This is a genomic window from Lysobacter changpingensis (genome assembly GCF_017308985.1).
Classification (GTDB): Bacteria; Pseudomonadota; Gammaproteobacteria; order Xanthomonadales; family Xanthomonadaceae; genus Lysobacter_J; species Lysobacter_J changpingensis.
The window spans coordinates 72,629-81,246 of sequence record NZ_JADWPE010000003.1 but is presented as its reverse complement, the minus strand read 5'-3'; the positions used below and the strand labels follow the sequence as shown (position 1 = coordinate 81,246).

The 8,618-nt window shown below is 69.2% G+C and carries 7 protein-coding genes; 1 reads left to right on the top strand and 6 read right to left on the bottom strand.

Annotated elements, in window-relative coordinates; all coding sequences use genetic code 11:
• Window positions 1-63: 63 nt before the first annotated feature.
• The 4 genes from I4U41_RS07325 to I4U41_RS07310 all read right to left on the bottom strand — a co-directional run bounded on the left by I4U41_RS07325 (window position 64) and on the right by I4U41_RS07310 (window position 3,387).
• Complete coding sequence (locus I4U41_RS07325; RefSeq protein ID WP_206860499.1) at window positions 64-1,035, bottom strand: FecR family protein; 972 nt, start codon at window positions 1,033-1,035, stop codon at window positions 64-66.
• A gap of 114 nt (window positions 1,036-1,149) precedes the next feature.
• Entirely contained in the window at window positions 1,150-1,650 is a 501-nt protein-coding gene (locus I4U41_RS07320) for an RNA polymerase sigma factor (protein ID WP_206860498.1), read from the bottom strand.
• Window positions 1,647-2,303, bottom strand: coding sequence for an STN domain-containing protein (locus I4U41_RS07315; RefSeq protein ID WP_206860497.1), 657 nt, complete (start codon window positions 2,301-2,303; stop codon window positions 1,647-1,649). The genes I4U41_RS07320 and I4U41_RS07315 overlap by 4 nt, the downstream gene beginning before the upstream one ends.
• A 331-nt stretch (window positions 2,304-2,634) precedes the next feature.
• Window positions 2,635-3,387, bottom strand: coding sequence for a SapC family protein (locus I4U41_RS07310; protein ID WP_206860496.1), 753 nt, complete (start codon window positions 3,385-3,387; stop codon window positions 2,635-2,637).
• A 217-nt stretch (window positions 3,388-3,604) separates the two neighbouring features.
• On the opposite strand from I4U41_RS07310, the gene I4U41_RS07305 reads away from it, so the two are divergent.
• Window positions 3,605-3,949, top strand: coding sequence for a hypothetical protein (locus I4U41_RS07305; RefSeq protein WP_206860495.1), 345 nt, complete (start codon window positions 3,605-3,607; stop codon window positions 3,947-3,949).
• A gap of 18 nt (window positions 3,950-3,967) precedes the next feature.
• On the opposite strand, the gene I4U41_RS07300 is transcribed toward I4U41_RS07305, so the two are convergent.
• Complete coding sequence (locus tag I4U41_RS07300; protein WP_206860494.1) at window positions 3,968-5,341, bottom strand: CehA/McbA family metallohydrolase domain-containing protein; 1,374 nt, start codon at window positions 5,339-5,341, stop codon at window positions 3,968-3,970.
• 125 nt (window positions 5,342-5,466) lie between these two features.
• Entirely contained in the window at window positions 5,467-8,511 is a 3,045-nt protein-coding gene (locus I4U41_RS07295) for a TonB-dependent receptor (protein WP_206860493.1), read from the bottom strand.
• Window positions 8,512-8,618: the final 107 nt, after the last annotated feature.

The window sequence follows — 8,618 nt, the reverse complement described above, 5'->3', positions numbered from 1 at the left end:
CCTTAGACGTCGTGGCCCGGAGGACCCCGCAATCGCACGCGCGAGGCGCGCCTGCCGCGCCGGTCAGCCCAGCAGCACCACGTTCCCCGGCAGATGCCGCACGCGCACGCCGAACGCCGCGCGGATCTGCGCGATGACCTGGTCCATGTCGCCGATGCGGAAACGCCCGCTGACGACGTTGCGGCCGAGTTCGCGATCCAGCAGCACCACGCGGCCGGGCCGGTACCGGTTGATCTCGGCCACCGCGTCCGACAGCGGCGTGCGCCGGAACACCACCGCGCCCTCGCGCCAGGCCGACACCGTCGACGGGTCGACCGCGAGCGGCGCACGCAGCCCGTTCGCGTCGTAGATCACGCGCTCGTTGCGATGCAGCACCTGCCGTCGCGCGCCCTGCTCCACTTCGACTTCGCCGGCCAGGCACGTCACGCAGACTTCGCCGTCGTCGTTGCGCACGTCGAAACGCGCCTGTCCGCGCGCGAGCGTGCGGCCGTCGCCGGCGATCACGCTCAGCGGCAGGCCCGCGACGGCGCGCCGTTCGACTTCCGCTTCGCCGGCCAGCAGGCGGATGCCCGGTTGCGTGCCGGATTGCAGCGCGACGCGGGTCTGCGTGTTCAGTGCGAGCCACACATCGTCGGACACGCGCACGCGCTTCTGTTCGCCGGTCGCGGTGCGGAAATCGGCGCCCCATTGCGAAGCCGGCGCCCACAGGCCCAGCGGCGGATGCAGCGCGGCGACGGCCGCGACCGCCGCGGTCGCGGTGAGCGCGCCGCCGAGGAACGCGCGACGGTTGATGCGACGCCGCGCCATCGTCGGCACGCGTCCGCGTTGCAGCACTTCGCGTCCGGCCGGATCGAAGTCGCGCCACAGCTTGCGCGCACGCGCGAACGCGGCGGCATGCGCCGGATCGGCCTCGCACCAGCGGCGCAGCGCCTGCGCATCGGCGACGGTCGCCTGGCCCGAGGCGAGCCGGCGCACCCAGGCGTGGGCCTGGCGCGCGACCTCGTCGGGTGGCGTGTCGTGCTGGGATGGCGCCATGGCGGGCAGGCTCGAATGAACGCGGGCGAAGGCCGCCGATTATGCGGCCCTCCATGGCTTGGACGGAGCCGGCGGGGCAATCCCGCAAACACTCGCGCAAAGCGCGCGCGGTGATCAGCGTCCGAGTCGGGCGGCGCAGAATTCCTGGGCGCGCTGGAGTTCCAGTTCCACCAGACGCAGCGACACGCCGAAGCGACGCGCGGTTTCCGGCTGGGTCAGGCCTTCGACGCGGACGGCCAGCAGGATCGCGCGGCGGCGCTCGGGCAGTTCCTCCATCGCCTCGATCAGCAACTCCAGTTCGGAGCGGCTCTGCGCCGTATCGGCCGGGCCCGGCGCGGGGTCGGCCATGCCGAGCAGGTCCTCGACTTCGGCCCCGGTGAGGTAGCGGCTTTCCGAGCGCTGCCGGTCGATGGCCACGTTGAACGCCATGCGGAACAGGTAGGCCCCCGGACTTTCCGCGCCCTCGATCTGCTTGCCCTGCAGGCGCAGCCAGGTGTCCTGCAACGCGTCGCTGGCGAGCTCGGCGTTTCCGAGGCGTCGCGTCAGGCGCCGCCGCAGATCGTCGTAGCGCAGCGTCAACAGTTCCAGCAGGCCCAGCGTCGCGCTCGTGCTCATGTCGGGTTCCTTCCTTGCGTGCGGTGCGCGACCGGCTCCGGGCAACGCCAGGACTGGCCGGAGGAGCGCGGCATGATCAACAGGGTGAACGGCTGCGCCGCGCCGGCCGGAAGCGCTTCGCCCAGCGACAGGCCTTCGAGCGCGGCGATCACCGCCGCATCCACGTCGTCGTCGCCGGTGGTGTCGAGCAGGTCGGCGCGTTCGATCGCACCGCGCGGGGCGATCCACACGCGCAGCGCGATGCGGCGATCGCCGGCGGCGAGCAGCGGATCGGCGCAGAACGCATCGCCCACGCGCGACTGCAGCAGCCCGCGATACCGCTGCAACGAAGCCGCATCGACCGGCGCCGGGGACGGCGCGGCGTCGCGCACCAGCACCAGTGCGCGCGCCGAGGTGTAACGCACCTTCAGGCCGGAGCCTTCGAGCATCGCGGCCAGCGCGGCCAGCGGCGTGTACGCGCCGTGCAGCGGCTTCGACGTGCGGCCTTCGGTGAGGTGGCTGTCATAGAGGACGGACTGCCCGGTCGAACTCGCGTACGCATCCAGCGCGGCGTCGAGCGGCTGCGCGGGAATGTCGAACGCGACCGTCTCCGGCCCGGTGCGCGCGATCGCCGGAGACTGCGCAACCCGCGATTGTCCGATCCCTGTGGCCATGGCTGCGTCCGATGTCGGATGAGATGCCGGCGACGCGGCGATCGCCGGCGCCCCCTTCGCCACCGCAAGAGCGGCGACCGCCCAGCACAGCCACGAGCGGGCGCGTCCTGATGCGCTCATTGCAGCCTGCCTTCGTGGAGACACCGGTCCGCCGGGCGCGTGCCCTGCCTCCCAGATCTTGTGGAGGGCGTGTGTCAATCAGGTGACACCAATGCCGCCCGGACCATGCGTGATCGGGCGATTACAGCCGGCGCCCGCACTGGAAGGCCGCCGCAGGCCGCTGGCGCGGCCCGCGTCGCGCCGGGCCGCGCGCTCGTTCCGACCGCGTGCGTCAGGGCGCCAGCAGGTCGGTGAAGCGCCCCATCGACGCCATGTGGAAATGCACCAGCGCGAGCCAGCCCTTGCGATGCCATTCGACGACGACGGCTTCGGGAAGTGCGGCGAACTTCTCCGCGTCCACGATCCGGAAGCCCTCGATGTTGGCCTTGCGCCCGTCCGGAAAGGCGATGCTGGCGGTGCGCTCGACCAGCAGCTCGTGCTCGGCGAGCGCGGCGCCGAACTGCCGCGTGGCGCGATCCTCACGGGTGAAGGCATCGCAGAACTGCAGCGCCTGTCGGGTCAACGCGCTCGGCTTGCCGTCCTCGAACAGCGGCGCGCCCTCCTCGCCCAACTCGACCACCATGTCGGCACCGGCGTCGATCGCGAGCACGTAGCCGTCCGGATTCGTCGTCTGCACGAACACGAACGGATAGCGGCGCACGTAGGCCGGCACGTAGGCGTCCTCGCGCCAGGCGTCGCCGTCGATGAAGCGGTTGCGGCCCTGTTCCAGGCCCAGCACCGCGAGCGGCGTGTGGTCCGCACCGGCGAACACCAGCGGATACGAGCGCGCGGCGGACGCGAACTCACCCACCATCACCGGCACCGAGTTGCTCGTCCGGGCGAACGCCACGCCGGAAGGACGCACGCGCCAGGCGGCGTGTTCGACCGAGGAAAGCACCTTCGGGTCGCGATAGAACAGCGGCCACGAGCGCCCGCTGTCCAGGCCGGAAGCGTCGCGTGCGGGGTCGGTGGTTTGGGAAGTCATTGCGGGTGGGTCCGTGTGATCGTGGATGAGTGGAATGGCGTGGCCGGCCAGAATGCCGCAGGACCATGTCAGCCGTGTGCCGCGTGCGGAGGTTGCTGATCGGACCTCGCTGGACAGACGCATGCCGCGGGCGAACACCGCAACGTGCGCGTGCATCCGGACGTTCGCTGACCGTCACGCGCTTCGTGCGAAACTCGCACGCACGGAGGATCGCCGCATGCGCACCGCCCTGCTTCCATCGCTCCTCTTCATCGCCACGCTGCCGGCGTTCGCGCAGACAGACGCAACGGCCGACGCGCCATCGCCGTGCATCGACGTCGAGGTCAATGGCGAACGCGTTCGCGACTACGACTGCCTGTCCCGCCTGATGACGCCGGCAAAACCGGACGCTCGCCCGCCTGCGACGACGATGCCTTCCGAAGACATCGCGCGCCGGCCATCGAACCAGCTGTTCCTGTTCAACCAGGAAGCGACGCGCCAACGCATGGGCAACACGTTCGGCACGTCGGTGCATCCGCAGCGACCACCGGAGAAGCCGCCGGTGATTCCGCCGCGCCCGTGAGCGCCGGGGAACGAAGCGTTACCGCGCGAGGAACACCGGATTGCCGTAGAACCACAGGTCCCGCCACGGGTCCTCGCCATCGACGTCGGCGGACGGCGTGGCTTCGGCGGTGTTGCTGCCGCGCACGCGCACGAAGCCGCCGTTCGCCGGCGCGGGAAACTCCCATCGCATCGTCATCCAGCGACCGTCGAGCTTCCATTCGCCGGATTCGAAACGCCGCACGGTCATGCGCGGTGCGCCGTCGCCAGCGGCTTCGCCGACGATGACGTCGACGTGGTGCAGCGGCGGCGGCTGACGCTTCGCACTGGCGTGCTCCGGCTGGCGTACGCGCACTTCCACGCGCAACGGCGCGCCGGGCCTGGTCTTCAGCGTGCCGCCCATCGTTGACATGTTTTCCGGATCGTCCACCGCACTCACGCCGAACTCGAGCGCGTCGATCAGGTCGCCCGTCACCGCGAACACGCGGCCTTCGCGCAGCCCGTCGAGGATGTCGGCGGATTCCGGCCGCGCCCGGACATAGGTCCTGCTGTACTCGCCTGGATCGAAATCGCGGCCACCGTCGCGCAGGTTCACGTGCGAGTCGGAGGTGGCGGTGATCCAGAACCGGCGCCCGCTCGCCAGCAGCGAATCCCACACGCCGCCGACCTGCGCGGTCATCTGGTCGAAGCCGCCGAACGTCGGCGCGCCGGCATTGCGGTACAGGCCGCGATTCACCGGCGTGGCCTGGTGTCCGGGCGCGCCTTCCATGCCGACCAGAACGCGCGGCGCGGCGTCGTGCCACGCGCGCAGTTCGGCCGGTTCGACCTTGCCCCATCGACCCACGCCCTTCGCCGTACGCGAGGGATGGTTGATGAACATGAGCGGCAGCGGCGACATCGCGCGCATGTGCGCGAGCGCGTCGAGCATCACCGCGCCGCTGTCGCGCGTACCGTCTTCCAGCGGTTCGTTGCGGCTGTAGTCGCGCTCGATCCCGAACTGCTGCTCGCGCTCGCCCGCGCCGGGCGCGACGATCAACGACGCATGCTCGCCTCCGGGCACGTCGAACTCCATGCCGTGGAACTGGATCAATCCCGGCACGTCGCGCCGGGCCTCTTCCAGCGCGGGCCATGCGAGGTCGCGCGTCACGCGCGAATGCCCCGGCCCGCCGTGATCGGTATGCACCATCCAGCGCAGGCCGTTCGCGTACGCGACCTGCGCGTTGCGCGTGCGCGTGTACTTCGAATCGCCGCCGCGGATCGGCGTCGGCGGCGTGGTCGAACGGTCCCAGTCCACGCTCCATTCGCTGTGGACGTGGTGATCGCCGGCAAGCCACATGCGTCCGTCGTCGTCCGCGTGGGCAACAGATGAAACGCACAGCAGCGCCGCGACGGGCAGCAGGCAGGAAAGACGCATGGCAGGTCCGGTGTCGGTGGATCCGCCGGAGCGGATCGTGGGAAGGACGGCGTCGCCGGTGACATTACGCCACCGGCGCGCCTGAATCGCGGGCGGCGCCGCACGCCGCCCGCATGCGGCGCCGGTCAGAAGTCCGCGCGAAGGCCCAGGCTGATGCGGCGGCCGGACATCTCGTACATCGTCGGGAACGACGGATCCATCGTGTAACCCGTTGTCGCCTCGTTGGTCATGTTGATGCCCTTGAGGCTGATCTTCAGGTGGTCGTTGATGCGGTAGCCGATGGAGAAATCCACCTGGCCGTAGGCATCGCGCCAGATCGGGTACATGTCGTAGCCGATCGACTCGACGTACTCGCCCTTGTGGTTGTACGACACGCGCGCGTCGAAGCGGTCGTTGTCGTAGTAGAAGGTCACGTTGTACGTCTTCTCCGCCAGGCCGGGCATCGGGGTGAGGATGCCAAGGCTCGATTCGCCCGCCAGCGAGCTGTCCAGCCAGGTGTAGTTCGCCGCCACGCCGAAGCCTTCGAGCGACGGATGGACCGCGCTGAACGGCACCTGCGCGTTCAGCTCCACGCCGTCCACCTCGTACGAACCATCGGCGTTGACCGGCTGGTACACGTCGAAATCGTAGATGCCGTTGAGCGTGCCGTTGGCGTTGTACACCGCGACGTCCGGCACGATGCCGGTGAAGGCGTTGATCACCACGCCGTCGATCTTCTTGCGGAAGTACGAACCGGCCAGCAGGCCGCCGTTGTCGAAGTACTTCTCCAGGCCGATTTCCCACTGCTTCGCGTAGGTCGGCTGCAGGTTCGGATTGCCGTCGGTGAAGCGGAACGAGCTCCAGCTCGCGGTGCGCTTGTACGCCACGTCGGTGAGCGCCGGACGCATCATCGTTTCCGACGCGGCGGCGCGCAGCAGCAGGTCCTGCGTCAGTTCGGCGGTCAGGTTGAAGCTCGGCAGCACGTCGTCGTAGCTGCCCTTCTGCGAGACCGGCGTGTCGGTGTAGCCGGTGCTGCCGTCGGCGTTCTGCACCGGGTGGTAGCCGAAGGACAGCACCGAGGTGTCGACGTAGCGCGCGCCGGCGTTGATGTTCACCGGCACGTGGCCGATGTCGAACGCGAAGTCGGCCATCGCGTAGAGCGCGGTGACTTCCTCGTCCACGCGGTAATACTGACCGTCGTCGAACGGCGTGCTGAAGCCGGCGTAGCGGAACGTGTCGCGTGCGTACTCGTTGGAGACCTGCTGCCACGCCAGGTCCTTCACGCTGTAGCCGCCGCCCGGCACGATGTCGCCGATCCACTGCAGCGGGCTGTCGGCGAGCGTGCGCGTGTTCACCCACTCGGTGCTGCCGGCTTCCGGGCCGGTGATCTTCAGCTCGCCGTAGCTGCGTTCCTTCGATTTGTCGGTGTAACGCGCGCCGAACTGCACGCTGCGCAGCGCCGGGGCGAAGGCGAGATCGAGCGTCTTGTTGTAGTCGACCTGCGCGGCGTACTTGTCGTCGGTGATCTTCTCCAGCGTGGTCTCGTACGCCTCGAACAGGTAGCTTTCCGGCGAGTCGTACATGTCGAAGCTGCCGGATGCCGCGCTCGGAATGGTCTCGCCGCTGCGGCCGGTCCAGCGCGTGCGCGAAGGCGCGTAGGCGACGTGCTTGAGGTTGGCGTAGTCGAGCGTCTTCTCCGCGCCGGAGTAGCCGGCCATCGCGTCCAGGCGCCAGGTGTCGCCGGACCAGTCCAGGTCGACGCTGTACTGCTGGTAGTCGGTTTCGTTGATGCGTTCCTTGCTCAGGAACTCGTGCTGCGTCGCCGTGTACGACACGTCGCGCAGCACCAGCATGCCGTAGCGCGAAAGCGTGTCGGCGTCGTACTCGTGGATGGTGTCCAGCGTGCTGCGGCTGGACGCCGAATACGCGGCGGCGTCGTACTCGTCCTCGGTGGTGTCGTAGCCGCCGAGCATCGCATCGAACGTCAGGCTGAAGCGGTTGCTCGGGCGATACTGCAGCGAAGCCGTCGCGCCCCACTTGTCCTGCTCGTTCACGTAGACGCGATCGCCGACCTTGTCCTGGAACACGATCAGGTTCGATTCGTCGGTGTCAGCGCGATCGCCGATGATGCGGCCGGTATCGCGCTCGATCACTTCCTCCGCCTGCTCGCCGCGGGTGCCGGATGCGCCGAGAAAGCGCGACATCGGACGGAAGTTGATGCCCGAGGTCGCGTCGGTGCGGTTGGTGCGCTTGGCCTTCGCGAAGGAGACCAGCGCGCCCCAGTCGCCCCACGTGTCGCTGGCGAGGAAGGCGAACTTCGGGTCGATTTCCTCGGAAATGGAGTTGTGCGCGCCCTCGGCCGAAAGCACCAGGCGACGGTCGCTGTAGTCGAACGGACGCGCGGTGGAGATCTCAACGTTGCCGGCGATGCCGCCCTCCTCGTCGGCGGCGGTCGGGGACTTCTGCACCGTGACCTGCTGGATGATCTCGGACGCGAAGATGTCGAACTCGACGTCACGCCCGCCGCTGCCCGACGCCGTCGCCAGGTCGTTGATCGACACCTGCGTGTAGTCCGCCGGCAGGCCGCGCACACTGACGCGGGTGCCCAGGCCCTTGTTGCGTTCGATGCTCACGCCGGGCATGCGCTGCAGCGCCTCGGCGAGGTTCTGCTCGGGAAAGTCGGCCACGTCGGTGGCGACGATGGAATCGGAGAAGCCGATGTTCCAGCGCTTCAGGTCCACCGCCTCCTCCAGGCTGCGACTGTAGGTGCCGACGACTTCGATGCCTTCCAGTTCCATCACCTGCGATTCTGCCTGCGGCGGCGCCGGCGTCGCCGGTGCGGTCGTGTTCGACGGCGCGGACGGTGCCGCGGCGGGCGTAGCGCCGGATGCGGCGTCGGCTTCGATCGTCACCGTCGCATCGTTGAGATAGCGATGGCGCAGGCCGGTGCCCGCGAGCATCTGGCGCAGCGCCTGCTCCGGTGCGAGGCCGGCGGGAATGGCCGGCGTGCGCAGGTCGCCGGCGGTCTGCGCGTGGTAGATGAACTGCAGGCCGGTCTGGCGCGACAGCGAGTTGAGCGCGCGGTCGAGCGGTTGTGCGGGGATGGCCTCGACGGCGACCCGGGTTTCCTGCGCGACGACGGGCGCGGTCTGCAGGGCCAGGGCGATCGAGAGGAACAGGATTCGACGCATCTTGAAAAGTCCAGTGGGGTTGGATTCGATCCGCGTTCCGATCGGAGGCGACCGGATGCGCATGCCTGGACTACGACGGCGCCGGGCGCGATTCGGGCACCATTTAT

What these genes read in the sequence shown, in the direction of transcription:
- I4U41_RS07325 (WP_206860499.1), bottom strand. Translation starts at nt 1,035, where the DNA reads ATGGCGCCATCCCAGCACGACACGCCACCCGACGAGGTCGCGCGCCAG.
- I4U41_RS07320 (WP_206860498.1), bottom strand. Translation starts at nt 1,650, where the DNA reads ATGAGCACGAGCGCGACGCTGGGCCTGCTGGAACTGTTGACGCTGCGC.
- I4U41_RS07315 (WP_206860497.1), bottom strand. Translation starts at nt 2,303, where the DNA reads ATGGCCACAGGGATCGGACAATCGCGGGTTGCGCAGTCTCCGGCGATC.
- I4U41_RS07310 (WP_206860496.1), bottom strand. Translation starts at nt 3,387, where the DNA reads ATGACTTCCCAAACCACCGACCCCGCACGCGACGCTTCCGGCCTGGAC.
- I4U41_RS07305 (WP_206860495.1), top strand. Translation starts at nt 3,605, where the DNA reads ATGCGCACCGCCCTGCTTCCATCGCTCCTCTTCATCGCCACGCTGCCG.
- I4U41_RS07300 (WP_206860494.1), bottom strand. Translation starts at nt 5,341, where the DNA reads ATGCGTCTTTCCTGCCTGCTGCCCGTCGCGGCGCTGCTGTGCGTTTCA.
- I4U41_RS07295 (WP_206860493.1), bottom strand. Translation starts at nt 8,511, where the DNA reads ATGCGTCGAATCCTGTTCCTCTCGATCGCCCTGGCCCTGCAGACCGCG.